We start from the raw sequence: 26,368 nt of genomic DNA, 5'->3' as shown, positions 1-26,368 counted from the left end.
CGGCATACCGTTGGACGCCGGTCAACTATTGGATTTGGAGTCGCTCGAGGCAGTCGCGTACTGATACGACAGATACCGGTTGCGCCCCGCATGCGAACCGAGGCTGTAGCGATAGGCCGCGGGATGAAAGGCGTTGAAGATCACGCCTTTGACTTCCACGTTCGCATGCCTGAGTTGCTTGACGGACTCGCGCACTTCATCGACCGAAGTCGTGCCGAAGCGCGTGGCAAGGAACACGGTGCCGCAACGGTGCGCGACTACCGCCGCATCGGATACCGCGAGAACGGGCGGCGTATCGATCAACACCATGTCGTAACTGTCGCCGACCGATTCGAGAAGACGCGCCATTGCGTCGCCCATTAGAAGTTCTGCGGGGTCGGACGGCGTAGTACCGTTGGGAAGGAAGTCGAGTCCGGGCGCGACGTTACGCTGCAGAGCCTCGTCCAGCGTGGCATTCGACGTCAAAACGTCCGCGAGCCCTGGTTGAGATTCCTTGCCGAAATAGTCGTTCAAATGACCTCTGCGCAAATCGGCGTCGATCAGCAGCACACGCTTGCCGGAGCCGGTCATCACGGCCGCAAGGTTCGCGCATAGAAACGATTTGCCGATCTGTTCGCTCGGACCGGTGAGCAGCACGCGATTGTTGCCCGCTTCCAGCATTGAAAGCTGCAGCACGATACGCAAACTGCGCAGACTCTCGACCGACGGGTCTCCGGGAGAATGCGACGCCAGCAACAACAAGCCCTCGCTGCGTTCTGGCGAATCATGCTCGAGCGTTGCTTGTGTGCGCGACACCGGCACAGTCGCATACACGGTCAGACCGGTTTCCTGCTCGATGTCCTGAGGGTTCGTCACGCCGCCGCGCAGTATGTGGCGCATGAAAGTTGCGGCTATCCCCAGAAAGAGGCCGAGTACCGCGGACGCTGCGATCAGCAGCGGCTTATTCGGCTTGATGGGCTCCTTCGGTACGAGCGAACGGTCAAGCAGGCGCACGGTGCCGACTTTGCCGGCGCGCACGAGCTTCAACTGCTGCATGTTGTTGAGCATGCCGACGTAGAGATCGTTATTGACGCGCACATCGCGCATCAGGCGCAACGATTCCTGTTCGAGTTCGGGCAGTGAAGTCATTCGCTGCGAGACCGCGGCTTCTTTAGCGCTCAGCGAGGCAAGCTGTTGGTCGACGGCACGAACCGACGGATGCTCGCTCGTGAAAAGTGCAGTGAGTTCCGAGCGCTTCTGCTTGAGTGCCAGCGCGCTCGCCTGCAATTCGACGCTTTCGCGCAGATACGTCTTGCCTTCCTCGCTGATGTCGAATGTGCCGCGCTTGATTCGCAATGCGTTGTAGTTGCGCTCGGATTCTTCAAGCTCGCTCTTCAGTTGCGGCAGTAGATCGCTGAGAAACGCGAGCGACTTTTCAGCCTCGGCAGCCTTGCGCGCGATATTTGCCGCGACGTACTCATCGCCGATATTGTTCAGGATCTTCGCGGTCAGTTGCCGGTCCGTGCCTGTCAATGACGCGCCGATGATGCCGCTCTGCTTGCCTTTTTCAACAATGAACAACTTGTCTTGCAGGTTTTCCAGCGTCTTCAGTCGCGCGTTGCGCACGAGCACGAATTCGGTGCCGGGATTCGCATTGAGTGTTTGCACGCGCAGCGTTATCTTGCCGGTGCTCTCATTAGAAACGATCGTCTCGCCGACGCGTCCGTAGATCGGCGCATCAAGCTGCTTCTGGTCGACCACATAGCGGTCTCCGCCAAGCGAGGTCAGCTTGAAGTCATCGCCTTCGAGATCCTCGGGGACATCGAACGTCCCGACATCGATCGATTCATTGCCCCACGCAAAGCCGCCGACGCCGAGCAGGCCGGGCTGAGACAGGCTCTTGTTCCAGCGCGCGATCCAATTGCCGATTAGCGGAAAGCGTTTCGGCTCGGCGCTTATGTAGAGTCTGAGATTGTCGACTGCATTTCCCACGACCATGCGCGAGCGCAGTACTTCAATCTGGGCGGTGGTTTCTGTTTTAACGTCGAACAGACTAGACACGTCGCCTAGCAGACTTTTGGTGTTGGTGGGGCTCTCCTGTTCAACCTGCAGGAGAATATCCGACTGATAAACGGGCGGCGCGAGAAAGCTGTACGCGACACCGATTGCCAGCACCATGCTCGTAATGGCGAGTACAAGCCACCGGTTCGCGAGGACGACGTCGACGTAACGCACCAGATTCACGTCATTCTGGCCGGAGCCGGCAGCCTGCGATTTTGGAGAAAACTCGTTCATAGGGAACCCATCATCGAAGAGGTTTAACCGACTGCCCGCACACACATTGATGCGCAGCCGCCGATGCCAGCGAAGTTCCGTTGCCGGATGCTATTGGTCTGCTTACCGCGCGTAAGCGCCGCGGCTCATTGCTTTCCGCTCGGGTCAAGGAGCGTCGTTCGAACCCGTGGAAATGCCGATCAGACGCCTCTTTCTTGCCTCGATAAAACATGGCGGCAAACAAGGCTCATACGTTGTCGGAATGCTGCGACTCGTCACACTCGCTTCGTGCCTGAATGAAGCCGGGTCGCATGTAGAACGGTGTGAAGGCGGCGCACTGCGTGACGCGCACCGGTCAGCACTGCCAGAGTCTGCGGTGCCATTTTCGACGCGTATGTTCGCGAGCGCACAAGTTCTATTGGATCATTTGCGCTGCGTTTTCTAGCGATCGTATTCGCAAAAAGCAAAGCCGTTACGCGAAAGTCGGCGCACACGGCGCGTTTGTGGTTAACCGTACGTTCGCACCTTATCGGCAACGGTATAAGGAAGCGCACAACACGTGCTGTACTTCGTGATCTCAAGAGGTGACATGAAGCCGAAGCAACTAATGCGCACGATCTTTACGCACGCCATTCTTGTAAGCGGCTTGCCCGCGCTCACACGCTTGCTGCTATGGCGAGACCGGGTTGCTGTACTTCTTTATCACGATCCCGATCCTGCCACACTGGATTCACATCTTGCGTATCTGAAGCGGTATTGCGATTTTGTTCCGATGTCCGAAGTAAATAAACCGGGTAAGGGTCGCCGGCGCGCAGCACTGACATTCGACGATGGCCACGTCGGAAACGCGGCACTGTTGCCGGTTTTCATCAAGCATGGTGTTCGTCCGACTATTTACATTTGCAGCAGTATCGTTGCGCACGAGCGCACTCACTGGTGGCTGACACCCGGCGCGCAGCATGCGGGAGTCAAGCGTCTGATCAAGCTCCCCAATTCGCAAAGGCTCGAGGAGTTAGCGCGGCGCGGATTTCAACAGGACGTGCGCAGCGACGAAGCACCGGTCAGCGGACTAAGCAGAGAGCAGATCGAAGCCATGCTGCCGTACGTGGACTTTCAATCGCACACGCGCTTTCATCCGACGCTCACACGCCTCGACGATCAGGAATGTATCGACGAACTCGCGCAATCGAAGCGTGAGGTTGAGCAGTTGACCGGCTCACCTTGCGAACACTTTGCTTACCCGTATGGCCGATATGGATCGCGCGAGGTGGCGATGCTCAAGGCGACCGGATACAAGACCGGACGCACTACGGCAGTGGGCTGGAACGACGAAAGAAGCGATCCGTTTCGCCTGAGCGCATTCGATATCGAAGATGATTCCTCATTACCGTGGTTTGCCGCGCAAATGACGGGCGTGCCGCTCGCCTGGCGGCTTCTACCTTTGGGCACGTTCAAGTCGATACTGATCAGAACGCTGAACTTTGCTCGCCTTGGCAAGCCGCAGACGAATGCCGGTTAATCGCACAGTAAGTCGCAGCGGCCAACAGTTGTACTCCAACTTGCTGGAAAAATTGTGAGTGAACAAAGGCGCAACTTCCTGACGAAGATAACTACGACCGCGGGCGCGGCAGTGGCGGGGTACTTTTCGGCCAATCCGGCAACTGCGTCGAATGCAGTCAATGTACGCGGGCCGAATGGTGAAGCAAGCGTGCTCGACTTCATGTCAGCCGAGGCACGCGCTGACGCACGCTCCGGCGCGCCGTCGCTCGATCATAGCGCCGCGATACAAGCGGCTTTCAGCAGCAGCGCCGCAGTAGTGAATGTGCCAGGCGGGTACGTGTTCAAGCTGACGAAGCCGCTCAAGATAGAGAAGACGATTCGGGTGATGGGCGGCGGCGAGTTGCGCTTTACCGCAGGCATCGCGAATGCGGCGGCGATCACGGTGACTGCTCCAGGCTGCGAATTTGACGGCGTCTATCTGACGAACCCGAACATGCTTCAGTCGAATAGCGGGGCGCGAAACGTCGGCATCATGTTTCGCGCAAGTCTGGGTTCCGTGACGCGCTCGACCATTCGCTATTTTCAGAATGGCATCCAGGTTGAATCGACCGGTGAGTACCACGACTTTATCATCGCGAATAACCGGGTTATCGACTGTATCGGCGCTGGCGGCGGGCCCACGCAAAAATCCACGTATGGCGAGGATCGCGGCGACGGTATCACGGTGTGGGGTTGCGCGGCGACGATCACCGGCAATCTCGTGACGGCCAAGGCCGGTCAGGACTGCCGCATCGGCATCCACATGGAAGGGCTGGCAGACTACCATGCCGACTCTTTCCCACTGCAGGACAACATGTGTACGGTGGTCGGCAATGTCGTGCGAGGTCCGTTTCGACGAAGCATCGTCACGGAAAACGTCAACAACTCGACCATCACAGGCAACACCTGCGAAGGCGCAAAGTGGTGGGGCATCGCTATCGTCCGATCGCTGGCGTGCTCGGTCACGGGCAATACGGTGATATTCGACCGCGCCGCAACCGACGGCACCGGCTCCGCATGGGACCCGATTCACGCCGGCATTGCCGTGTATGGCGGAGCGGTGCAATGCGTGATATCGGGCAATACCATCGATCTCACGCGCGGTCACGCGAGAGCCGCAATCTGCTTGCTGGGCTCCGACGTGGATGACGCGGTCGCAGTCGAGCAGCGGGCGGCGACAAACGGCACGGCTCGCGTCACGCTTGCATCTGCAAATCCGGCCGTGCAACTCGGGCAACTCATCACCGGGCCAGGCGTGCCGTCAGCGACGTTCGTTGTGAGTGTTGCGGGGACTGCGCTGCTCGCAAGCAATCCGATAGGCGCCGGCTCGCCCCTACTGACTTTCAAATGGCATGAGCGCGGGCAGGGCACCGCTGTCACCAATAACAGTGTGCTGTGTAATGCCGCGGATGGCGCAATGGGCATTTTCGCGCAGTATCAGGATTCGCCGTCGATTCTCGGCAATAACCTGCGCTACATGGGCGCGCATGGAATCCATTGCATGGACGTGTCCGATCCCGTGATCAACGGCAATACCGTACTCGGTCAGCAAAGCGCGAAGCACGGCATCTATCTCGAGGCGAGCGCGACGGGCGCCGTGGTAGTCGGCAATGTCGTCGAAGGTTTCAACGGGCCGGGCGGAAGCGGAATTGCAGCGGCAAATCGCATCGGCGGCGTTGTGTCGGCGAATCTCGTGCGCCGTTGCGAGACCGGCATGAATCTGTCTGGCTGCACCGACATGTCGGTCACAGGAAACAGTGCGATGAGCTGCGGCACGGGCTATTCGCAGGCTCGCGGTTCGGGAATGCTGCTCGCGAGCAATGCCAGCGCGGGTTAAAAAACAGCATCGCGGCACGCGAATTAATAGAGATCGCCGCAGTGCTTTCGCTTGCGTCATCAAACACTGTGAAGTGTGGGGTACTAAACAAACCGAAGCCGCGATCTTCGCATACGATCGTTTGCCGTCGGCGTTAATCGCTACCTCCAATACGTGACCGGTTTTCCGCCCCCCGAAACCGAAGCAACGTAGCGATCGCCGACTTCCCCAAAGAGCTTTTGCGGAGGACGACACCTTGTTTGATCCGAAAGCTCTCATGCGCGCTAAAGCCGGCGAGTCCATCCCGCTTGAAAGATCGTCGCGTCGCGTCTTCCTGCGCGATATCGCATCGCTTGCTATCGCGGCGGCGCCTTTGCCGTCATATGCACAGCATGGAACTTCGGGTCTCGTCACGCCGCCTGTTCGTCTCGACGATACGCGGCTGGTCGATCAGGCCGGCACCGAGCGATTGCTCAACAGCTTGTTGCTAGGCGGCGTGACTGCGCTTCAAACCATCTATACCGGATGCAGTTCCGTATGTCCTTTGCAAGGAGCGCTGTTCAGCGCGGTCCAGGAGCGGTTGCCACAAATACGTGGGCGTTATCCGGTTCGATTGCTGTCGATAGGAATCGATCCGCTCTCCGACTCGCCATCCGCGTTGCATGCGTGGCTCAAGCGCTTTCAGGCGGGCCCTGCATGGACTGCGGCGACACCCACATTGCGCGACATCGACGGCATGCGTATGGCGCTTGCAGGCAGCCGCCTGCCGCTCGGCAATATTGCGGATCACGCAACCCAGATCTACTGCTTCGATGCCAACGCGCGATTGCGCTGGCGCAGCGCGGATCTTCCGCGTGCAGATGAAATTTGCAATGCGCTGAGCGCATTGGGGCGCGCGTAGTACAACCTTCACTGGAGCAGAAACCGTGGCGCCAATTCCGTTTGTCAGATTCTTCCCGCGCTATGCCGGCAAGTGCATGAATGCATTTTTCGTCGCTGCACTGGCGTTGACGCTTGCCATGTTTGCCGGACGCGTAGAAGCGCAAACGGTAGGGTCGATAGCGCTCGGCGGCAATGTGTGCGCGGACGTCGACTCTGCATCGACCACTCCCGGCGCCTCGGTGATCTCCTGGGGCTGCTCGGGCGGCGCCAATCAGCAGTGGCGGCCTGTACCTATCGGGTCGCAATTCCATTTCGTTAATCAGAACAGCGGCCTGTGCATGGATGTGAACGCGGAGAGCAAGACTGCGGGCGCCGCGATCATCCAGTGGTCGTGCAACGGTCAGACGAACCAGACCTTCACCGCGAAGCCGCAAGGCAACGGCTACGCGATAGTGGCTGCGCATAGCGGCTTGTGTCTGGCCGCGCAGAGTCTCACTGGATGGGCTCAGCAAATCCGCCAGCAGACATGCAATGGCAGCGCGCTGCAGACCTGGCAGTTGAGCGGTCTGAATGTGAAGACGTTGCCGTCGAAATGGTCGGGGCCTTTCGGCGTGCCGATGGTTCCCGCAGCGGCAGCCAATCTTCCCGATGGCAACGTGCTGGTGTGGTCCTCCGATATGCTGCTCGATTTCACCTCGGGTGAAATCACGCCGGGAAAGACCTACACCGCAGTCTTCAACCCAACCACAGGGACCAACAAGCAGGTACTGGTCAGCAATACCGGGCACGACATGTTCTGTCCAGGCATCGCGAATCTGCCTGACGGCCGCTTGCTGGTCAACGGCGGATCGAGCAGTTCGAAGACGAGTATCTACACGCCGTCGACGGGTCAATGGACGTCAAGCAACCTGATGAAAATCCCGCGCGGCTATCAGGGCACCGTCACGTTGAGCAACGGCAGCGTGTTCACGCTGGGCGGCTCGTGGAATGGCGGGGAGGGCGGCAAGAACGGCGAGACGTGGACATCGGGCGTGGGTTGGCAAATCAACGGCGCGATACTCGCCGACTACATATTGACGCAGGACGCGGCGGGCATATTCCGCGCCGATAACCACGCGTGGTTGTTCGCGGTGGCCAACGGACGCGTTTTCCACGCGGGGCCGAGCCAGGCCATGCACTGGTTCGACACCGCGGGTAACGGCAATGTGACCGATGCGGGCAAGCGCGCGAACGATACCGATGCGATGAACGGCAACGCGGTCATGTACGACATCGGGAAGATCCTCGCGGTCGGCGGGGCGCCGAGTTATGAGCAGTCGAATGCGACTTCGAATGCGACGCTCATCGATATCAGCACCGGTACGGCGACCGCGACCGCGCTGCCTCCGATGAGCTATACGCGGGCATTCAGCAGCAGCGTCGTGTTGCCGAACGGACAGGTCGTCGTGGTGGGCGGCCAGGCGTTCGCACAGCCTTTCTCGGACGACACCGCGGTGCTGACTCCCGAGTTGTGGGACCCGACGACGAAGGTCTTTTCGCAACTCGCGCCGCAGGCCGTGCCGCGGACTTATCACAGCGTTGCGCTCCTATTGCCGGACGGCCGGGTGCTCAGCGGCGGCGGCGGTTTGTGCGGTGGTTGTGCGACCAACCATACGGACATCGAAATACTCACACCGCCGTATCTGCTCAATGCGGATGGTTCGGCGGCCACGCGGCCGACGCTCAGCAACGTACCGGCCGACGCGCAACTCGGCACGTCCATCGCGGTGAAAGCCACTACTGGCGTGAAGGCGTTCGCGCTGATGCGTTTGTCGTCCAACACACATGCAGTGAACAACGAGCAGCGACGCGTGCCGTTGAGTTTCACGATCGGTACGGCCGGCGAATTCATCCTGAAGATTCCCGCCGATCCTGGTGTTGTGATTCCCGGCTACTACATGCTGTTCGCGTTGAACACGAACGGCGTGCCGAGCGTGTCACGCACGTTGCGCCTCCACTGATGACGACGTCGACAACCTCGCGCCTCGCGGCTCGCTGGACGGTTTGCCTGGCGCTACTTGGCGCTGCGCTTTTTGCGCATGCTGAAGAGCGCTGCAAACCGGACGATCTTGGGTGCGCGATTTTCACCGGGCAACGTCCGGCAGCGGCGCATCTGCGCGACGACAATCAAGCGCTGCCGGAATGGACGACGCGATGCATCAATTGCCACACGCGGACGGAGCCGGCGCCCAGCTTTGCGCCGCCGCTGACACGCGGCTACTTGCTTGACGCAAAGAGCCGCCGAGGCGGGCCGCCGAGTCAGTATGACCCGGTGGCGTTCTGTCGAGCCATCGAGGACGGCATCGATCCAGCAAGCGTGCTGCTGCGTAAGTCGATGCCTCATTTCCAGTTGTCGCGTGCCGAGTGTGCGGCGCTTTGGCGGTTTGTTACTGGGCCTTGATGGTGAGGCGGTGAAGCGGCTGGTGTGGCATTGGGGGGGAAACGCGACATTTCAATTTAGCTGGCACATGCGATTTGTTGATAATTTATATTATGTCAACTTACGCACTGACCGAGCACACCGTGATAGTTGGATGCCAGAGTATCCATTGGCCACCATACAACAGCGGCTTTAGCGGCGTTACCAAGCACAACGCTATCAACGCCAGAGACGCCAAAAGTTCGCCGAGAAACATGCGCCAAAATATTCCCCACCCCGTTTTTCTGTCCCCGATTTGTAGTGACAACTTTTCCTATTCCGCGAACACTTCCTGCAAGGTACGCAGGGTGTCCAACATCGTGTTATCGGCAATCGCGCCTTCCTTCTTTACCAGTCGTACCTTGTCTACCGCGCGAATCTGATCCAGCAAAATCAACCCCTGTTTCCGTTTGAACGTCACAGGTATGCGAAACGGCGCAGGGCGCCCTTTCGAAGTCATCGGTGCAACGATGACCGTTCGCAGATGGTCGTGCATCTCAGGCGGCGATACCACTACACAGGGCCGCGTTTTTTGAATCTCGCTACCTAGCGTCGGATCGAGCGCAACGAGCCAGACTTCGCCGCGCACTACCATGCAAGCTCCGCATCGTCGGCGTTGCCAAACTCACCCATCACCAGCGCGTCGTCACCGCTCTCAGCAAGCGCCTTGCTCGCCTCAGCCCAGCCTTCGCGAGCCTTATGGCGGGGGCGACGCAGCACGATCGCGTCGTTTTCGACTTCCATTTCCACTTCGTTCTCCAATCCCAACTGCGCAAGGACGGGCTTTGGAATCAGCACGCCCTGCGAATTACCCATCCTGCGAATCGTCGTTTTCATAAGCTCACCGTAAGTACAATGTTATGCCGTCGAGCGGATCGCGTCAACACAATGTTATTACGTTGGCCGCTGCTTGTCACTCAGCCCTGAAGTCCTTCACCGCGGTCCCTCAACGTAGGTAGGGAACGGTTAGAGCGAACCTTCGCGGTCAGCTTTTTTCGCCCGAGGGAAGAAGGAGCGACGCCGGCGCCCACCCCGGCTTGCCGGCGCGCCGGAGGGCGGCACCTCGCCGGTCGCTGCGGCCTGACGCTGCTGTATACCGTACAGATAACAGTATCCACTCGGCCCAGTGCCCTTGGACGCAGCCCGTCCGATGGGACCAGATGGCGAGCGGATCTCCGCACAGCCCACAGAGAAGAAATGACAATGACCTTGGATGACCTGAAACAACTGGGAATCGTCGTCGGCGAAATTGCCGATGCAGAGTTAGGAAAACAATTTGTCGCTTGTGTCGGCAAGGTAACTCGCGGCGGTATCAAATCCGACGACCGGCAACACTGGATGGACGCCACGCCCCTGCAAGCGGCAATGCGTTGCTACGAAGAGTCGGACGTGCTGGAGTAGAACGTCCGGAGCCGGTTGGTGACACGCGTGGGCACGATGGCCTGGAAGCACTCCCGCTTGGGCCGCCCGAGCAGCCGGCGATTGTAGCTGCGCTTCTGATCGCCCTCTTGTCGTCCACAACGCGCAGGCAGTCACCCGGTGGTGAGGAAGGGCGAACTCGGCCCCTCCCCGTTAAGCGCTGCTCGTCGCCATGCAGTGCGGTGATGCAAAACGCGCCGAACACTTTCTCAGTTGTCCGTGAGCATCGTCTGCCGGCCGGCATGGCGGCGGTCCATCCGCCAGTTACTGCCACGCCCGGACGCTGCCCGATCATCGAAACCGTCGGCGACGAACAATCTCTGCCAGGCCTTCTGGCGCCCCTGAACCCCGGGCAATCCGTCGCGGCCGCCCTGCTCCGCCGCCGTCCATCTTGCGCCCGTTGTTGAAGATCGCTAATTCTGCTAGCCGTGGCCATAGGCGCTAATAGTGTCCGTTAATTCTGCTAGCGTGGCATACACGAACACGATGCCGGTCAGCACCGCCCGATCGGGTGTCGGTTTGCGGCCCGCAAACTGGCGATTGCGTGGTGCTCGCGCAGGTAGCAGTGGCTCGATCAGCGACCACAATCTGTTGAAGTTCGCAAATTCCACTAATGATGTCCGTTGGGGTGTTGATTTGCACGGAATCCGCCCCCCTTGGGTCAGGATTCCGTGCAAATCAACACCATATAAGCCCAAAGACGCGTACTACGTCGTTGTCCCCCATGGTCGGTCAATGGCGCCGATGGTGGCCTTTCCGATCGACCTCTTCGCTCACTGTTCGGACTCGCAATCGACAAAGCACGCCATTGATCTCCACTCTCAAGGTGAATGGGATATCGCGTCGCCACCGCTCTTCCGGCTGTCCCGGTCTGGCGCGTCCGAAGCGTGCAGGTCCAGAAGCTGATGAATCGCCCCAGTCAGCCAACCTGCTGGGCTGCGTTTAACAAAGATAGGCATTGCAGTACGCGTCGTGACAGATTCGCCGCATCCTGGACCGTAGCGCAGACGTGACCTGGTAGAGCCCTCGATTACGTCCGGCTAAGCGTTCGATACAGTTCGTTTGCACGATTCAGATGCGCGCGCATTGCTTCAGCCGCACCGTCGCCATCATGTTTCGCGATCGCATCGACGATTCGCTGGTGCTCCGACAACGTCAACTCTTCTGCGCCCGGCGCGCGCACGAGCGGCCGGTAGTATTCGCCCGCCCAGCGAAACAGCGATTCGACAATCGACGGGAAAATCGGATTGCCACTGATCAGCGCAATCTCGCGATGAAACGCCATATCGCGCTCGATAAACTCCTCGAGATTGACCATGGAAGCGCGGTGCCGCGCCACGCTGAGTTGCAGGCGAGCCACGTCCTCTTCGGTCGCGCGCTCCGCCGCCATGCGCGCGGTGCCCGTCTCGAGAAAGACCCGCGCCTCTTTCAGGTGAGCCAGCATGTCGGGATGACTGCGCAGCAGGTGCATCGCGCCGCCGGCGATCTGCGCGATCAGCCGGTCGGCCGTGGGAACAACGACCCTCGCACGCTCGCCGTGCACGATCTCGACGATGCCGGAGCGCTCCAGCGTTTGCAGCGCCTCGCGGATGGCGGGCCGGCCCACACCGTAGATTTCCATCAACTCCCGCTCAGACGGAAGCTGCGCGCCGGGCGCGATTTCGCCCGAACGGATTCGCTCCATGAGCCGGTCGACAACTTCCTGATACAGCTTTCGGCGCTGAATGATCTCAGCCATGACATGTCCGCGTAAAACCAAGTGGTGTAATGACCTTACCACGGACACGCCGCCGGATGGAAGGGCGCGGGGGCCGTCGCCACCTATGACCTGACAAGACCGGGTGGCGCGCGGCGCGACCGCTCGCTGGTTCAACGCGCACCGCACGTTACCCCCTCGACAGCCGCCCTTCCCTGACCATGCCAAAGAACGTTGCATCGCCGATCTGGCCGCCTTTCAGCACGATTTGCAGACCATCGCGCCGCGGCTCGGCGGACCACGCGCGGCACATCGGCGCGCCAGGGACGAGCCCCGCCATGACGCTCAGCGCATCGATGCCGAGCACGCTCGCCACTTCCCCCGAACTGTCGCCACCGGCGACGACCACGCGCGTCAGCTCGACGCTATCGAGCAGCCGCCGCATCACCTCGGCCAATGCGCGTCCGACCTTGCGCGCCGCATCGTGCCGCGCAAGTCCCGCAGCGGACGCAATGGCGTCGAAGCCGGTGACCGCCGGGTCGTGCGGCCCTTCGGCGCTATGCACGATCACGCTGATGCCGCGAGTCAACGCCTGCGTGGCTGCCGTCACGACGCGTTCGATCTCGGCGGCCCCGTCGCGCGAATCGAGCGCCCGAGGCAGATCGAGGCGCTCGGTGTGAAAACCGTGTGCGCGCGCCCAGCCGATTTGCGCGGCTGTTACCGGCGAGCAACTGCCGCTCACTGCCGCGATCGCCGGCACGGGATCGGCGACCGGTAGAGACGGCGTCGGCGGCAACCACCCACGCGCGCGCCAGTGCGCCGCCAGCGCGTATTGCAGACCCGACGACGACGCCGTGAAAATCCCTTCGCCACGCTGCTCCCAAACCAGACGGCCCGCCTCGGCCAGGGTCTCTTCGTCGAGCACGTCGATCAGGACGACCGGCGTGTCGGGCGCGCACAGCGCTCGCACCCGCGTCGCGACATCGGCGCCGCGCAGTTCAAGCATGTCGATCAGTTCGATGCGCCGCGCCGTTTGCCTCGCGAGATGCAGGCGAAGATCGGCCTCGTTCATCGGCGTGACGGGATGCCGCGACATGGTCGGATGCCGGTCGAGCCGGTAGCCGACACCATCCACGGCGGCGAACAGGTTGCCGAACATCTGATAACGCTTCAGGCGCGGCGCGCCGATCACCATCGGCGACCAGTTGCCGGGCATATGCCTGACGCCGATGTCGATTGCGCGGCCGATCGATCCGACCTCGGGAGACGAATCGAACGTCGAGCAGACCTTGTATTGCAGGATCGGTGCGCCGAGCGCGGCAAGGCTCGCGAAAACATCCGGAAGCTCGTCGTCCATCCATGCGCTGGAGCGTCCACGCGAAGAACCCGCCATGCCCACGCAGCGCACTTCTGGAAAACGCGCCAGCAACTCGGGCGAAGGCTTTTGCAGACACAGCACGGTTGGCACGCCGGCGGCTTGCATGGCTTCCATCGCGTCCGTCGAGCCCGTGAAGTCGTCGCCGTAATAGGCGAGCAGCCCGGCAGGCCACGCTGTCGCGTTCGTCCCGTTCGTCGGCTCCGCCGGCTCCGTCCCGTTCATTTCCAGAACTCCAGCGCGGCGTTCAATGCCGGATGTCTTGCGGCATGCTGCTTGAGCGGCACGCCTTCGACGGCCGCGACCCACGCCTCGCGTAACGCCTCGACGCCCGCTGCCACGCCGCCCGGATGACCGAAGATACCGCCACCGGCCGTGTGAATCAGATCCGCACAGCCGATCGCGGCGTACGTGTCCGCGGCCTGCAAGCCGGTCTGCCCTGAACTGAACACCGGCATCGCGGACATCGGCGCTTCGCGCATCACCGGCGCGAGCACCGCGCGCGCGGCGGCGATCACGCTGTCGTCGGACTCGCTGAACTTGTTGCGCAGTCCGTTCACATGCAGATGGTCGGCACCCGCGAGACGCCAGATCATTTGCCACGGCGCGTAGTCCCAGCCAAGCTCGGGGCAGCGCGACAGATAACCCCAGCCGGCGCGATGCGCGTGAATCGGCAATTGCGCGTGCCGCCGCAGTTCATGCATGCCGACCAGACCGATCGAGTTGAGCACCGCCATCACACATGTGCCGCCCTCGGCCAGCACGAGATCATGACGACGACGCATCTGATCCAGGTCGCCCGTCACGTTGAACGCGACCATCGCCTTCTTGCCGGTGCGATCCGCTTCCGCATTGACCACACGCATCACGGCCCGCACCCGTTCGTCGAACGGACAGTGCGGACCGTCGGCCTGCAATTCATCGTCCTTGATGAAGTCGATGCCGCCCGCGACGAGTTCGCGCACCTGCTGCGCCGTCTCCACGGGCGACAACCCGACGCTCGGTTTGATGATCGTGCCGATCAACGGACCGTGCGCGACCCCGCTCAGCCGCCGCGTGCCTTCGATACCGAACGCGGGCCCCGGATACGCCGAAGCGAACGACGGCGGCAACGTCAGCCCGGTTAGACGCAAACCCGACACCTGCCGCAGCTCGAACAGATTGCCAGCGATGGTCGACATCAGATTCGGCAGGGACGCACCGAGATTTTCGATCGGCCACGACAGTTCGAGCGTGCAGCGGCTATACCGCTCCGACACGATTCCGCCAGCCAGACTCGGCCTGCCGACCGTTTCCAGCACCGAGAGATGCTCGACGCGCGCGCCCGAGCGAGCCTTCAATTCCGGCGTTTCGTTCGGCAGCGCGACAAAGGTGCCGCTCGATTGCTCGCCGGCAATCACGTCGGCAGCACGTTGTGGATCGTCGCCGGTTTCGAGCCAGTAAGTCGCGTGAATACGTTCGCTCACGATATCAATCCCTGTTTGGAAATCGGAAAGAAGGCGCACATCGCCCTATCACGTGATCCGGCGGATGCTCTCGGCGATTTCCGCGCGATCGAACACGTTCTTCCAGTCGTCGCGCATCAGCCGCGGCTTGCCGAATTCGATCGCCTTGTTGCACGCATCGGAGAACGCGCCGGGAATTTCGTTGAAGATCACCGCGCTCAGGATGTTCATGTGCCCGAGCAGAAAGTCGCGCGCGGCCTCTTTCGGCACGCCTCGCTTCACGGTCTCGTCCATCGCTTCGCGCATCACGTAGAGCAGCGTCGCGCAAATCGTTTCCGACAAGCCGGGTTCGAGCAGCGCCATCTGGTCGACGCTCAAACGATACGAGCGAAGAATCGGCGCGTAGATCACTTTGGCCACGTCTTCACCGAGGTCGAACGCTTCTTCCGGGCCTTGCATCAGCGCGCTGGTGATCGACTGCTTCGCGTACGCGCCACCGAAGAAATCGCGCCGCGCTTTCGGATCGTCATCGTTATTGAAAATGATTGGATGACACGGGTGCGCGACGAAATACGTCAGATCGGGCCGCTCAGGCAGATGGCCTGCGAACGGCGCGGCGGCGTCGAGCGTCATCACCATCGTGCCCGCCGGCAGCTTCGGCGCGATCTCATGACTGAGCTTGCCGATCAGTGTGTCGGGCACGGCGAGGATCACCACCTGTGCGCCGTCGAGCGCGGCATCGGTCGACACGCAGTCGACGTTCAGTTCTTCCTTGAGGCGCTTTTGCCCCGCCTCGCTCACCTCGACATGCGCGACGCGATAGTCGGACTTCAGCAGATTGCTGGTGAGGCGAAAGCCCATCTTTCCGCCGGCGCCGAACAGTGCGATTTTCTCTTTCATGGTGTGAGCTCCTTGCATGGATTCATTGAAATTCGTGGCGATCAGCTCGAATGCGATTGCGGCTCGAGCGTGACGGGCGCGATGCCGTCACCGGGCTTAGGCAGGCGCGCGCTGCTGCAGAACGCGAAGGCCAGTCCCGCGCTCATCAGCATCAGCACACCGACGACGAACATCGGCGCGTGATACGAGCCCGTCGCATCCTTCACGGCGCCCGTGACGTACGGCGCCATGAAGCCGGCGAGATTGCCGATGGTGTTGATCAGCGCGATGCCCGCCGCGGCTGCGGCGCCGGAGAGAAAGCGCGCGGGCAGCGCCCAGAAGTTCGGCAGCGCGGAAAAGATCGCGCAGGCGGTGACGGTAATCACGGCGACGGTCGCGGCAGGCGATTGCATGTACAGCGCGAGGGGAATGCTCGCCGCGCCGATCAGTGCCGGCACGCCGATGTGCCATGCACGCACGCCATGCTTCGTCGCGTTGCGGCTCCACAGATACAGCGCGAGCGCGGCGGGCAGATACGGGATCGCGGTGATCAAGCCCTTCTGGAACACGTTGAAGTGCGTGCCGAACTGGCCTTCAAAGCCGCCGATGATCGTCGGCAGAAAGAAGGCAAGCGCATAGAGTCCGTAGATCAGGCCGAAGTACATCAACGCGAACATCCATACGCGGCCGCTTCTGAGCGCGGCTCGCGCATGCATCGAGTGCTGTGTCGACGCATTGGCGCGGGCGAGTTCTTCCGCTTCGAGTTCGGCGGTGAGCCAGGTCTTCTCGGCCGCGGTCAGCCAGCGCGCCTGCGACGGCCGGTCGGCGAGATAGAACCACGCCACCACGCCGATCACGATCGCGGGCACGGCGACACCGAAGAACATCACGCGCCAGCCGGCAAGTCCGAAGAGGCCATGCGCTTCGATCAGCAACGCGGCAACGGGTGCGCCGATCACGATCGTCAGCGGCTGCGCGAGATAGAACAGCGCGAGGATGTGGCTGCGATAGCGCGACGGCACCCACATGCTGAGGAACAGAATCGCGCCCGGGAAAAAGCCCGCCTCCGTCACGCCGAGCAGAAAACGCAGCGTGTACAGGCCGGGAATACTGCTGACCCACGTGAACAGCAACGCGACGATGCCCCACGACACCATGATGCGAGCGAGCCAACGGCGCGCGCCGAACTTATGCAACGCGAGATTGCTCGGAATCTCCAGCACGATGTAACCGATGAAAAACACGCCGGCCGCGAGACCGAACTGCGCGGCGCTCAGGCCGAGGTCCTTCGTCATGCCGTTCGGACCGGCAAACGAGATCGCCGTGCGGTCGAGAAAATTGATGAAGAACATCAGCGCCACGAACGGCACAAGGCGAATCGATACCTTGCGTATGGCCGATCGCTCGACCTGATTCACGGGTACGGTTTGCATCTCACATCCTCCAATCAGGTCGCCTCGACACATCACTCATGTGATGTACTGGTGTGATGAGTAGACCATGATGCTTAAAGTGCGGACAGTGGGGTATTCACCGAGCGGTTTATGAGTGGCGGGCAGCGGAGATGGGCCGTCCGAAAGGCGTCAGCCCGACAGCTACCTGCACGCAGGCGAAGGGCTTGAGGGACACGGTGCCGTGCCCGGGGCTCAGACAGTCCACCGGGATTTGCCCGCCTCGCGCCGCTTCGAACGACGATTCATCGAGCGTCGAAACGCTCATGTCGCCCACCACCTCGCCGCCGGCGAACCTCAGGCGGACCGCGCATGGATCTGGCGTGAGGTTGGCGACGACCAGGCGCAGGCGTCCCTTCCCGTCGCGCGCGCCAAAACACGCCACCTCGCGAGGATTCGCCGCGCCGCACTGCAACCGGTCCATACCGGCCATCCGCGCCATCGCGGCCGCGACATGAAACATCGGATAGCGCGCCGGACTGGACGCGATATCGACCAGGCCACGCGGCCCCGTCAGTGCGCCGAGGGTCAGGCATTCGAGCGCCGCGCCTTCGAGCGCCATTGCATAACCGGCCAGCCACGCCGCGCCAAACAGACCGCGCTGACGCGGGTCGTCGCCGGCCATCGCCACGCGCTCGCCTTGCGGATTCGGCATCACGCGCGAACCATACGGGTTCTGCCGCATGCCGATCGATACCGGACCGATCGCATACGGCCGCGCGCCAATCAACGCGCGACAGGAACGCGTGATGTGGGGAATCGCCTCGAGCGTTTGCATCACGCTGCGGTCGTCGGCTGCGTGAACGATAGGACAGGTTGCGTGCGTGACCCAATCGACCAACTCGAGCGGCGGCCGCTTTCGATTGAGTTCCGTGAAGTAACTCAGCATGCCGCCGCCCAGACGCAGGCCGGGAAACGCGCGGCGTGCGGCGCGGTAGACCTCGTCGAGTGGCGGGCATGGCGGGCTGATGCTCCCCGGCGGGTTCGACTGCCGGTGCACGGACGGACTGACAACGATGCCGGTCAACTCGAGGCCGGTTTCCCCAATCCGCGCCGCGATCCGTTGCAATTCGTGTTCGGGCGCATTCACCCCAGGCAGCGCGCATTCGAGCACGGCCGGGATCGCGGCGCGCCGCTGCAACTGCGCGAACCGCACGAGTTCCGCCGCACCATGACCGGCGACGGGATCGAAGTGCAGCGTCAGGCGCTGCGGCGCAAGTTCGGCCAGCAATGACAGATTGGCAAGCGTCGCGTCGATCTCGTCGGGCGCGATCGCCACGCCGAGATCAGGCATCGGCTCGTTCATGCCACGCAAGTCGATCAGTATTTCGCTATGCCGACTTTCGCCATGCTGCCGCGGCGGTGCCGCTACCTCGTTCAATTGGCGCGGCGCACCGTCGACTTCGATACATACTGACTGCTCGCCCGTCCAGCCCGTTTCGATCGTATACGGCCACGGCAGTTCGAGCGGACGCGAGTAAGTCTTGAACGATGCGTCCGACCAGTTGCGCTGGTCTTCCATCTCGAACACATCGCCCGTGAACGCGCAGCGCACCGTTTCGCCGGATGCAAGCGCATGCTCGATCGTGCGGATACGCGTGAACGGTTGCCACGGATCGATCAGCGCAGGAAACGACGATACTTCAATCGTGCCGTCATCGTGCTCCACGCGCGCCGCCGCACCGGCGACGCCCTCGATCGGATGGAGAACCACGAAGCCGCAGCGCGCCGCGACGAAATCCGTTTGCGCCGTCGCCTGAGCGCTGCATTCGAACGCACCGTCCGCATCGCATTCGATCAGGACCGTGTAGGTCAGAACATGGCCGTCGGGATTCGCGCAGCGCGCGGCGTATGAGACGCGAAAGCCTCGCGCATGCGAGTCGACTTCGACGTCTCGAATGTCCGGCCGGCAAGTGCCCCAATCCCGGTCGCGCACCAGCCAGCTGATCGCGCGAATCACTTCGGTGCCGCCGTAGCGAATATCGCGCAACGCACCGTCGATGAAAAGCGCCGACCACGGGCCGGCCGTCAGCGTCTGCCCCCGTGGCTCGATCTGCGAGGTGCCGTAGTAAATGTTGGCGAGCGAGGCGTCACGGCTATTCATCGCCGCACCGCACCGGAAGAAGTGGACGTGACCGCAGGCGCTTCTGCGTCGAGCGATTTCAACACGACCGTGCGGCCTTCACGCGCGGAGAGATACGTTGCTTCGACGAGCGCAAGCGTCTTCAGGTTGTCGCGGCCGCTCGTCTGCGGCTCGCCTCCATTGCGAAGGCACGCGATCCAGTGGCGCTGGATATTCACCACGCTGGCCTGGATCGCCTCCCACGGCACGCTTGCCCACGCCAACGGCGGCGGCGCCGCTGTTGCGGTGCGCGTGCCGTCGCGGTTGTGAATCTCCAGCCGGTAGTCCGCCGACAGCCGCAGCGTGCCCTCAGCGCCGTCCACTTCGACCAGCGTCTGCGGAAACAGCTCGCGTGCCTGACGCGACGCGTAGCTGCAATCCACCACGCTCGTCACGCCGCTTTCGTGTGTGAGCAGAATGGTCGCAACGTCTTCACCGGCAATCGCGGAATTCACGCGCGAGGTCCCCGCGGCAAGACGCGTCACGTCGCCAAACAGAAAGCGCGCGATGTCGAGAATATGAATGCCGAGGTCTTCCACAATGAAACGTTCGTTTCGCGCGAGATACGGCTGCCCGCTGAATACGTCGAACGCTGAACGAAACGACACGCGGCCCCAGAACGGCGTGCCGATCGCACCGTCACGCAGCGCGCGTCCCACGGCCTGAATCGCCGGCTGCCAGCGAAAGTTCTCATGGACCATCAGCGGCACGCCGGCCCGCTCGCAAGCGGCGACCATTGCGCGCGCATCGGCGAGCGTCAGTGCGAACGGCTTCTGGCAGATCGCCGCGACGCCCGCTTGCGCGGCCAGCTCGACAAGCGAACGATGACTCGGCGCAGTCGTGGCGATGTCGACGAAATCCAGTTGCTCGGCGCTTAGCATCGCCGCTGCATCCCTGTACAGACGCTCGATACCGAACGCCTGCCCTGCCGCCTTCAACCGCTCGCTATCGGCATCGCACAGCGCGACGATCTCCGCGCCGTCGATGTCCCGCCATGCGTGCAGATGATTGCGCGAGAAGAAGCCGCATCCGATCAACGCACCTTTGAAGCGTTTCACCGTTGTGGTCGTTGTGGTCGTTGCGCTGATTACCTGCGTTGCGTCCGTTGCACTCATCGCTCACGCTCCTGTCGCCGCCTGTTTCTGCAACGCGAAGCGCTGCTGAACCCGCCGCTGGATCTGATCGACCACCACCGCCGCGACGATCACGACACCCTTGATAACGGTCTGCCAGAAGGAACTGACGCCCATCATCACGAGCCCGTCGGACAGAATGCCGATCACGAACGCGCCGATAATCGTGCCGCCGATCTTGCCGCGTCCGCCCGACATCGATGTTCCGCCCAGTACGGCCGCGGCGATCGCGTTGAGTTCGAAGGTCTCGCCGCTCAACGGATGCGACGCGACCAGTTCCGACGAAATGATCAGCCCGACAATCGCCGCGCAAAACCCCGAGAACATATAGACGAACATCTTCACGCGATTCACGCGCACGCCGGAGAGCTGCGCCGCGCGCTCGTTGCTGCCGATCGCATAGATCTGCCGCCCCAGCGGCGTGCGGGCCGCGAGATAGGCCGCGAATGCACCGACCACGACGAGCAGCCAGATCGTGAGAGGAATGCCGAGAATGGACGAACTGCCGAGAATCGGAAAGCCTGTGGTGCCGAAATCCGGATTGCCGGTCAGGTTGGGAAACGTCTCGCCGCCCGACGACAACAGCGCCGCGCCCCGCGCGATATACAGCGTGCCCAGCGTGGCGATGAACGGCGCGACGTTGAGCCGCGTGATCAGCAGGCCGTTCACCGCGCCGACCGCGACGCCCGACAACAGCGCGACGCCGATCACCTCGGGCACGCTCAGATAGAGCGTGTAGCTGCTGCCAAGTGGAATCCCGTTGAGAATCAGCCCGCCCGCGATCATCCCTGACAGGCCGACGATCGAGCCGACCGACAGATCGATGCCGCCCGCCACGATGACGAAGGTCATGCCGATCGCGAGAAACGCGTTGAGCGCAACGTGACGCGACATGATCAGCAGGTTCTCGATGCTCAGAAAGTTGTGCGCCGCGAACGAAAAGAAAATGACGACGGCAAAGAGCGCGATGAACGTGCGCAGCTTGAGCAGGAGTAAAAGCGGCGCTTCACCGAGGTTTGCGCCGGGCGCGGCGCTTTTGATCGCTACGGTCATGAAAAGGTCTCCAATCGTCCAGTCAGGCCTGCGTCTTTGGGTTACATCCCGGGTTGCATCGATTCTGGTCAGGCGGCGGCGCGTTGTCCGGTTCCGCGCGTGTCGACGCGGTGTCCGATCGCCGATGCCGCAACGAGCGCGTCCTGCGTGGCTTCGTTTGCACCGAATTCCGCCGTGATGCGCCCGTTCGACATCACCAGAATGCGATCGGACAGCGCCATCACTTCTTCGAGGTCGGACGTGACGAACAGAATGCCGAGTCCCTTGACGGCGAGATCGCGCATCACCTTGAAGATGTCCGCCTTCGCACCGACGTCGATGCCGCGGCTCGGCTCGTCCATCAGCAACACCTTCGGCGCCGTCATCAACGCCCGCGCGATGACGACCTTCTGCTGATTGCCGCCGGAGAGCGAACTCACAGGCAGATGCGAGTCGGCCACCTTGATCGCCAGATCGCGGATGAAACGCGTGACGGCGTTCTGCTCGCGCTGCCGCTCGATATGAAAGCCCCGCGCGAAATCGGCGAGGCTCGACAGCGTCATGTTGCTGCCGATCGACAGGATCGGCAGCAACGCATCGGCCTTGCGGTCTTCGGGGATCAGCGCGAGGCCTTGCGCCACACGCTTTGCAACCGGCTTGCCGTTCAACGGCTTGCCGTCGAGCACGACGTCGCCCGTTGCATGCGGATGACAGCCGAGAATGCATTCGAACAGTTCGGAGCGCCCCGCTCCCATCAGCCCGTAAATGCCGACGATCTCGCCCGCATGCAGCGACAGCGACACGTGGTCCACAAGCAGGCCGGCTCCCTTGCGCGGCAGCGATACGTCATGCACGCGCAGCACTTCGGTGCCGCGTTCGTGTCCGATGGGGCGTGAAAAATCCTTCGTCTCGCGGCCGACCATCTGCCGCACGATCCACGGCACGTCCACCTCGTTCATCGGCTGATGGCCGGTGATGCGGCCATCGCGCAACACGGTGATGTAGTCGCCGATACGGATCAGCTCTTCGAGCCGGTGCGAGATATAAACAATCGCGACGCCATGCGACTTCAGATCCGCGATCACCTGAAACAGCACATCGACCTCGGCTGCGCTCAGTGCGGAGGTGGGCTCATCGAGAATCAGAATGCGCGCGTCGTGCGCCAGCGCCTTGGCGATTTCAACGAGCTGCTGCTGACCGATGCGTAGATCCTCGACCAGCGTATCCGGGCTGACGTCGAGTTCGAGGCGCTTGAGCAACTCGCTCACCTTGCGGCGCTGCGCGCCGGCATCGATGTCGATGCGCCCGCGCGTGATTTCATGCGCGATGAAGACGTTCTCCGCGATCGACAGATTCGGGAACAGGTTGAGTTCCTGAAACACGATGCCGATGCCGTGACGCAGCGCGTCCGAACTGCTCGCGAGCTGAACGGGCTGGCCGTCGAGAAGCAGCCGCCCCGTGCTGGGCTGCTCCGCACCGGCGATGATTTTCATCATCGTCGACTTGCCCGCGCCGTTTTCTCCCACAAGCACGTTGACCGCGCCGCGCCGCACGGTGAAGCTCGCCTCCTTCAATGCGACCGTGCCGGGATACACCTTCGTCACCGCCTCGACCTGAAGGACGACATCGTTCTCCACGAGGGCCGCGCTCATGGCTTGCTCCCGAGCGCGAGAGCCAGCGGCACCACTTCCGGCTGGTCGCTCGCGCCGTCGTAGGAGAACGCGCCTGTCACCGTGATCGGCTGCCCTTTCAGGTCGTTGCGCGGCAACGGCTTCATCACATGTGCCGCCGCGTAGGCATTGAGCGCGGTTCCGAATCGGGCGTATTCGATCTGATTGCGAAAATCCGCGAACGAGACGAAGTCGAGCGAATCGCGCAGAGTCGTTCCCAACACCGTCGGGCCGATGTCGACGATCACGTCTGCCTTGCCGTCGCCGTCCGTATCGACGCCCACCGTGCCCTGAATCGAGTCCGTATCGACCGACACAATGGTGCCCCGCACCCTGGTCGGGAAATTCCAGGGCGCGCTGTCGTCCTTGCCCCGGTAGCCATATTTTTTGCCGGCCGCGTCGGGATCGGCCTTGATGGCGTCAAGCAACACCTTGATATCGGTCGCGCGCTTCTCGACGCTGGGCAGCACTTTCGTGCTCCACATGGAGGCGACCATCGCGTTCGGATCGTAGCCGGCCGACGCGTACGCATCGCGCGACCCTTTGGATGCCTGAGGATCGTGCTTGACGAGTTTGCAGCCGGACAGCGCACCGCCCGCGACCAGCAGAATGGCCGCGTATACAGAAGCTCTCATGAATGTCCTCATTCCACGCCGGAGGAAAACCCGGGGACGTGCCGCCCCGGGCGACAGACACGCTTTAGCGCAGGGCGAACATATCCAGCTTGCCGGCGTTCGCCTTGGTAATCAGCGAGCAGTTGATCAACTGCTTTTCGGGCTTGCCGGTCGAACCGGTCTTCATGTATTTATCGGCTTGCTCGACCGCTTCCGTCGCGGCCAGCGCCGCCGGTTGCAGAACGGTCGCGCGGATGTCGTTGCGCATGATCGCATCGCGCACGTCGTTGCTGCCGTCGAAACCGACGACGATGACGTCGCTGCGCTTGGCCGCCTTCAATGCCGCCGAGGCTCCCATCGCCATCGTATCGTTGCCCGCGATCACGCCTTCGATGTCCGGGTGACTCTGCAAAACGGTCTCCATGACGCGATACGCTTCCGTCTGACTCCAGTTCGCCGACTGCCTCTCGACCATCTTCATGTTCGGGAACTGGTCGATCACGTCGTGATAGCCCTTCGAACGGATACCGGCGTTGATATCGGCTTCGCGTCCAACGAGTTCGACGTAGTTGCCCTTCTCGCCGAGCGCCTTGACGAACGCGCGGCCGCCAAGCTGCGCGCCCTGGTAGTTGTTCGACACGATTTGCGAAACCGCGATACCCGTCGCGTTGATTTCGCGATCGATCAGGAAAGACGGGATGCCCGCCGCCTTCGCCTTACGCACCGCCGCGATCGATGCCTCGGAACCGGCGTTGTCGAGAATGATCGCCTTGGCGCCGCGGGCGATTGCGGTGTCGACGAGGTTGGACTGCTTGTTCGCGTCGTCGTCATGCACCAGCACGATCGTGTCGTAGCCGAGTGCTTTGGCGCGCGCATTGGCGGTGTCCGCTTCGGCCTTGAAAAATGGATTGTCGTGCGATGGGGTAATGATGGCGATCAGGTTGGCCGCCTGTGCGGTGCCCGTCGCGGTAAAGAGGGTGAGCGTGGCTGCGGCGAGCGCGACCCAGCGTTTTGAGGCCTTCATCGTTTGTCTCCTTGTCAACGTTTGTGCACTGCAAAACCAGTCGCGGGCGATGCGTTATTTTTGTTTTTGCGCTCGTCACTTATGCCGTCATGATGTCATCATACCAGCTACGTTTGACCATGGAAGATCGATCTCGCCAGGGTTTTCGCTACTCAGAGCGGTCCCACACATGTTGGGATCCTTTCTGTGCGTTGCCACTTTGCAGGTCGATGCAGCGCGTAGGTTCATTGCTGGCATGACTGCGCCCTGAAGGCAAAAAGCGACAAAAGATGCGACCGTCTGATCCTGACCAACATGTGGACCTGCGCCGAAATGCCGTGTGTGAAGGGGATGATCGGAGCGAAGAGACACGTCCAGCAGCGCGGGCATGGCTGCATCCATCCGACAGCCGTTTGCAGCTGAAAAAGATCAACGTCCGACGGTTCGTCAATGCCGAAGAATGCCACTTAAGTCCCATATCGAGCCGGGTCATGGGCGAGCGAAACGACGAAGATTATCTTTGCAGGCGTTGTGCGACGCGCTTTTGGCGACCGGCGGTGCGGCCCATATTGACTGCGGTGATACGAATTCCGTTCATCGGCCTTAGCGATCCGTCACCGCTCGATGCAGTGCGACTGTTCCAATCGCTTTGCCGACATTCGTCGCTCGATAGCGGTGAATGTGGGCACGATCACCTGCCGCAGCGTCGTCATGTAGCCGAGTCCGAGCGCGCGTGCCGCTTCGAATTGCCCGCGAGGAATCGCCTCAATGCCGGAGCGGATGACTTCGGAGAGGTACGCGGCCTGATAAACGATCAGCGCGCAGATGAGTGTCACTACACCCGAGACGGTCACGTGCGTGAGCGTCGGCCAGGCCAACGGATTGACGCGGCGATCTGCCTCCCTGGACCTATCACGATGCGGGGGCAGGAGCTTCCGGTCTATGAAATACTGCTGCGCGTTGCAAAATGCGTCACGGGTATCAACGGCCGTATCGAACCCCGCTTTGCGAAGCTTGATCGTGCTGACGAAAGCAATCGGGCCCGCCGGCGCGCCGTATGCAAACGCAAAGTCGGCATGCTTATCGCCTTGCCCGACGAACGGCTGGATCCTGAACTGCTGCACGCCGTCGCTATTGAAGGAACGCGTGCACTGCCGGAGTTCGATCGCGAACGCTTTTAGGCAAATGGCCTGCCATCGAGCGCATCCATGCCGCCGCGTCGGTCTGTTGCCGTTACGGGTCTCATCGCGCCGCGAATACCGACACCCCGCCATTGACGAACCCGTTCGCTGCGCAACCCGGACACCCCGCAGGCGATGTCGCTGAAGAATACGGAACGAAGATGAGACCGGTCGCCGGATCGATCGCAACTGAGTGCGCGTTATTGCCCGTGTTCAGGCGGGTAACAACACGGCGGTTGCCTGCGTCCACGATAGTGAGCACCGGCGTGCATGGCGAGGCCGCCGAGCAGGCGCCGTTGGTCGACGCATTGCCAGAAGACGTCCAGCGGCTCGCTGCGTTGTAGTACCGGTTGGTGGGCGCATCGTATTCGAGCTGATCGCCGCCGCCAGCGTTGAGAGA

At 61.9% G+C, this 26,368-nt stretch carries 21 protein-coding genes and 1 pseudogene; 6 read left to right on the top strand and 16 right to left on the bottom strand.

The features are described from left to right. Window positions 1-21 precede the first annotated feature (21 nt). Window positions 22-2,274, bottom strand: coding sequence for a polysaccharide biosynthesis tyrosine autokinase (locus C8K18_RS21600; protein ID WP_107709720.1), 2,253 nt, complete (start codon window positions 2,272-2,274; stop codon window positions 22-24). Window positions 2,275-2,842: 568 nt separating this feature from the next. On the opposite strand from C8K18_RS21600, the gene C8K18_RS21595 reads away from it, so the two are divergent. The 5 genes from C8K18_RS21595 (at window position 2,843) to C8K18_RS21575 (ending at window position 8,930) form a co-directional block, all read left to right on the top strand. After that, window positions 2,843-3,772 (top strand): polysaccharide deacetylase family protein, encoded by a 930-nt coding sequence (locus C8K18_RS21595; RefSeq protein WP_107709718.1) that lies wholly within the window; start codon window positions 2,843-2,845, stop codon window positions 3,770-3,772. A gap of 54 nt (window positions 3,773-3,826) precedes the next feature. Continuing rightward, window positions 3,827-5,629 carry a right-handed parallel beta-helix repeat-containing protein gene (locus C8K18_RS21590; protein WP_107709716.1) on the top strand — a complete coding sequence of 601 codons (1,803 nt, stop codon included), beginning with the start codon at window positions 3,827-3,829 and terminating at the stop codon, window positions 5,627-5,629. Between the two features lie 256 nt (window positions 5,630-5,885). After that, window positions 5,886-6,509: an SCO family protein gene (locus tag C8K18_RS21585; protein WP_044020130.1), complete on the top strand. Its 624-nt coding sequence runs from the start codon at window positions 5,886-5,888 to the stop codon at window positions 6,507-6,509. A 76-nt stretch (window positions 6,510-6,585) separates the two neighbouring features. Beyond that, window positions 6,586-8,490 carry an RICIN domain-containing protein gene (locus tag C8K18_RS21580; protein WP_165919842.1) on the top strand — a complete coding sequence of 635 codons (1,905 nt, stop codon included), beginning with the start codon at window positions 6,586-6,588 and terminating at the stop codon, window positions 8,488-8,490. Next, complete coding sequence (locus C8K18_RS21575) at window positions 8,490-8,930, top strand: hypothetical protein (RefSeq protein ID WP_254597495.1); 441 nt, start codon at window positions 8,490-8,492, stop codon at window positions 8,928-8,930. Before C8K18_RS21580 ends, C8K18_RS21575 begins: the two co-directional genes overlap by 1 nt. A gap of 292 nt (window positions 8,931-9,222) precedes the next feature. On the opposite strand, the gene C8K18_RS21570 is transcribed toward C8K18_RS21575, so the two are convergent. Both C8K18_RS21570 and C8K18_RS21565 read right to left on the bottom strand, forming a co-directional pair. After that, window positions 9,223-9,543, bottom strand: coding sequence for a type II toxin-antitoxin system PemK/MazF family toxin (locus C8K18_RS21570; protein WP_107709712.1), 321 nt, complete (start codon window positions 9,541-9,543; stop codon window positions 9,223-9,225). Beyond that, window positions 9,537-9,785 carry an AbrB/MazE/SpoVT family DNA-binding domain-containing protein gene (locus C8K18_RS21565; RefSeq protein WP_107709710.1) on the bottom strand — a complete coding sequence of 83 codons (249 nt, stop codon included), beginning with the start codon at window positions 9,783-9,785 and terminating at the stop codon, window positions 9,537-9,539. The genes C8K18_RS21570 and C8K18_RS21565 overlap by 7 nt, the downstream gene beginning before the upstream one ends. Before the next feature lie 366 nt (window positions 9,786-10,151). On the opposite strand from C8K18_RS21565, the gene C8K18_RS21560 reads away from it, so the two are divergent. Then, on the top strand, window positions 10,152-10,349 hold the full coding sequence (locus tag C8K18_RS21560; RefSeq protein WP_132384601.1) for a hypothetical protein: 198 nt from the start codon (window positions 10,152-10,154) through the stop codon (window positions 10,347-10,349). Between the two features lie 1,048 nt (window positions 10,350-11,397). On the opposite strand, the gene C8K18_RS21550 is transcribed toward C8K18_RS21560, so the two are convergent. The 13 genes and pseudogenes from C8K18_RS21550 to C8K18_RS33510 all read right to left on the bottom strand — a co-directional run. Then, complete coding sequence (locus C8K18_RS21550) at window positions 11,398-12,105, bottom strand: transcriptional regulator NanR (RefSeq protein WP_006052125.1); 708 nt, start codon at window positions 12,103-12,105, stop codon at window positions 11,398-11,400. A gap of 148 nt (window positions 12,106-12,253) precedes the next feature. Then, the gene (gene oiaK, locus C8K18_RS21545) at window positions 12,254-13,663 is read right to left on the bottom strand and encodes a 3-oxo-isoapionate kinase OiaK (protein ID WP_107709707.1); all 1,410 of its coding nucleotides are present in this window, start codon (window positions 13,661-13,663) and stop codon (window positions 12,254-12,256) included. Continuing rightward, window positions 13,660-14,904: a ribulose-bisphosphate carboxylase large subunit family protein gene (locus tag C8K18_RS21540; protein WP_107709705.1), complete on the bottom strand. Its 1,245-nt coding sequence runs from the start codon at window positions 14,902-14,904 to the stop codon at window positions 13,660-13,662. The genes oiaK and C8K18_RS21540 overlap by 4 nt, the downstream gene beginning before the upstream one ends. A 48-nt stretch (window positions 14,905-14,952) precedes the next feature. Then, window positions 14,953-15,783, bottom strand: coding sequence for a phosphogluconate dehydrogenase C-terminal domain-containing protein (locus C8K18_RS21535; RefSeq protein ID WP_107709704.1), 831 nt, complete (start codon window positions 15,781-15,783; stop codon window positions 14,953-14,955). A 41-nt stretch (window positions 15,784-15,824) separates the two neighbouring features. Next, window positions 15,825-17,195 carry an MFS transporter gene (locus C8K18_RS21530; RefSeq protein ID WP_107709702.1) on the bottom strand — a complete coding sequence of 457 codons (1,371 nt, stop codon included), beginning with the start codon at window positions 17,193-17,195 and terminating at the stop codon, window positions 15,825-15,827. Window positions 17,196-17,304: 109 nt separating this feature from the next. Further along, a complete protein-coding gene (locus tag C8K18_RS21525; protein ID WP_107709700.1) occupies window positions 17,305-19,317 on the bottom strand; it encodes a hypothetical protein in 2,013 nt (670 codons plus the stop codon). After that, window positions 19,314-20,450 carry a Gfo/Idh/MocA family protein gene (locus C8K18_RS21520; RefSeq protein ID WP_207909693.1) on the bottom strand — a complete coding sequence of 379 codons (1,137 nt, stop codon included), beginning with the start codon at window positions 20,448-20,450 and terminating at the stop codon, window positions 19,314-19,316. The genes C8K18_RS21525 and C8K18_RS21520 overlap by 4 nt, the downstream gene beginning before the upstream one ends. A 3-nt stretch (window positions 20,451-20,453) precedes the next feature. Further along, window positions 20,454-21,521 (bottom strand): ABC transporter permease, encoded by a 1,068-nt coding sequence (locus tag C8K18_RS21515; protein WP_006052132.1) that lies wholly within the window; start codon window positions 21,519-21,521, stop codon window positions 20,454-20,456. Between the two features lie 68 nt (window positions 21,522-21,589). Beyond that, window positions 21,590-23,152 (bottom strand): sugar ABC transporter ATP-binding protein, encoded by a 1,563-nt coding sequence (locus C8K18_RS21510; protein ID WP_107709698.1) that lies wholly within the window; start codon window positions 23,150-23,152, stop codon window positions 21,590-21,592. Next, window positions 23,149-23,805, bottom strand: a complete 657-nt coding sequence (locus tag C8K18_RS21505; protein ID WP_107709696.1) for a DUF2291 family protein — start codon at window positions 23,803-23,805, stop codon at window positions 23,149-23,151. The genes C8K18_RS21510 and C8K18_RS21505 overlap by 4 nt, the downstream gene beginning before the upstream one ends. Before the next feature lie 64 nt (window positions 23,806-23,869). After that, window positions 23,870-24,808 carry a D-ribose ABC transporter substrate-binding protein gene (locus C8K18_RS21500; protein WP_107709694.1) on the bottom strand — a complete coding sequence of 313 codons (939 nt, stop codon included), beginning with the start codon at window positions 24,806-24,808 and terminating at the stop codon, window positions 23,870-23,872. A 593-nt stretch (window positions 24,809-25,401) separates the two neighbouring features. Continuing rightward, on the bottom strand, window positions 25,402-25,911 hold the full coding sequence (locus C8K18_RS34155) for an ABC transporter permease subunit (RefSeq protein ID WP_258196174.1): 510 nt from the start codon (window positions 25,909-25,911) through the stop codon (window positions 25,402-25,404). Window positions 25,912-26,029: 118 nt separating this feature from the next. Next, a pseudogene (locus tag C8K18_RS33510) lies at window positions 26,030-26,368 on the bottom strand (hypothetical protein); the annotation flags it as partial.

It is taken from the genome of Paraburkholderia sp. GV068, from assembly GCF_003058125.1.
GTDB classification, from domain to species: Bacteria; Pseudomonadota; Gammaproteobacteria; order Burkholderiales; family Burkholderiaceae; genus Paraburkholderia; species Paraburkholderia graminis.
The sequence above is the reverse complement of the archived record's forward strand: the minus strand, read 5'-3'. Positions and strand labels throughout refer to the sequence as shown.

Coding starts and splice junctions, on each gene's coding strand:
- C8K18_RS21505 (WP_107709696.1), bottom strand. CDS start 23,805: ATGAGAGCTTCTGTATACGCGGCCATTCTGCTGGTCGCGGGCGGTGCG.
- C8K18_RS21565 (WP_107709710.1), bottom strand. CDS start 9,785: ATGAAAACGACGATTCGCAGGATGGGTAATTCGCAGGGCGTGCTGATT.
- C8K18_RS21570 (WP_107709712.1), bottom strand. CDS start 9,543: ATGGTAGTGCGCGGCGAAGTCTGGCTCGTTGCGCTCGATCCGACGCTA.
- C8K18_RS21525 (WP_107709700.1), bottom strand. CDS start 19,317: ATGAATAGCCGTGACGCCTCGCTCGCCAACATTTACTACGGCACCTCG.
- C8K18_RS21600 (WP_107709720.1), bottom strand. CDS start 2,274: ATGAACGAGTTTTCTCCAAAATCGCAGGCTGCCGGCTCCGGCCAGAAT.
- C8K18_RS21595 (WP_107709718.1), top strand. CDS start 2,843: ATGAAGCCGAAGCAACTAATGCGCACGATCTTTACGCACGCCATTCTT.
- C8K18_RS21580 (WP_165919842.1), top strand. CDS start 6,586: ATGAATGCATTTTTCGTCGCTGCACTGGCGTTGACGCTTGCCATGTTT.
- C8K18_RS21500 (WP_107709694.1), bottom strand. CDS start 24,808: ATGAAGGCCTCAAAACGCTGGGTCGCGCTCGCCGCAGCCACGCTCACC.
- C8K18_RS21515 (WP_006052132.1), bottom strand. CDS start 21,521: ATGACCGTAGCGATCAAAAGCGCCGCGCCCGGCGCAAACCTCGGTGAA.
- C8K18_RS21575 (WP_254597495.1), top strand. CDS start 8,490: ATGACGACGTCGACAACCTCGCGCCTCGCGGCTCGCTGGACGGTTTGC.
- C8K18_RS21520 (WP_207909693.1), bottom strand. CDS start 20,450: ATGAGTGCAACGGACGCAACGCAGGTAATCAGCGCAACGACCACAACG.
- C8K18_RS21530 (WP_107709702.1), bottom strand. CDS start 17,195: ATGCAAACCGTACCCGTGAATCAGGTCGAGCGATCGGCCATACGCAAG.
- C8K18_RS21560 (WP_132384601.1), top strand. CDS start 10,152: ATGACCTTGGATGACCTGAAACAACTGGGAATCGTCGTCGGCGAAATT.
- C8K18_RS21585 (WP_044020130.1), top strand. CDS start 5,886: ATGCGCGCTAAAGCCGGCGAGTCCATCCCGCTTGAAAGATCGTCGCGT.
- oiaK (WP_107709707.1), bottom strand. CDS start 13,663: ATGAACGGGACGGAGCCGGCGGAGCCGACGAACGGGACGAACGCGACA.
- C8K18_RS21535 (WP_107709704.1), bottom strand. CDS start 15,783: ATGAAAGAGAAAATCGCACTGTTCGGCGCCGGCGGAAAGATGGGCTTT.
- C8K18_RS21510 (WP_107709698.1), bottom strand. CDS start 23,152: ATGAGCGCGGCCCTCGTGGAGAACGATGTCGTCCTTCAGGTCGAGGCG.
- C8K18_RS21550 (WP_006052125.1), bottom strand. CDS start 12,105: ATGGCTGAGATCATTCAGCGCCGAAAGCTGTATCAGGAAGTTGTCGAC.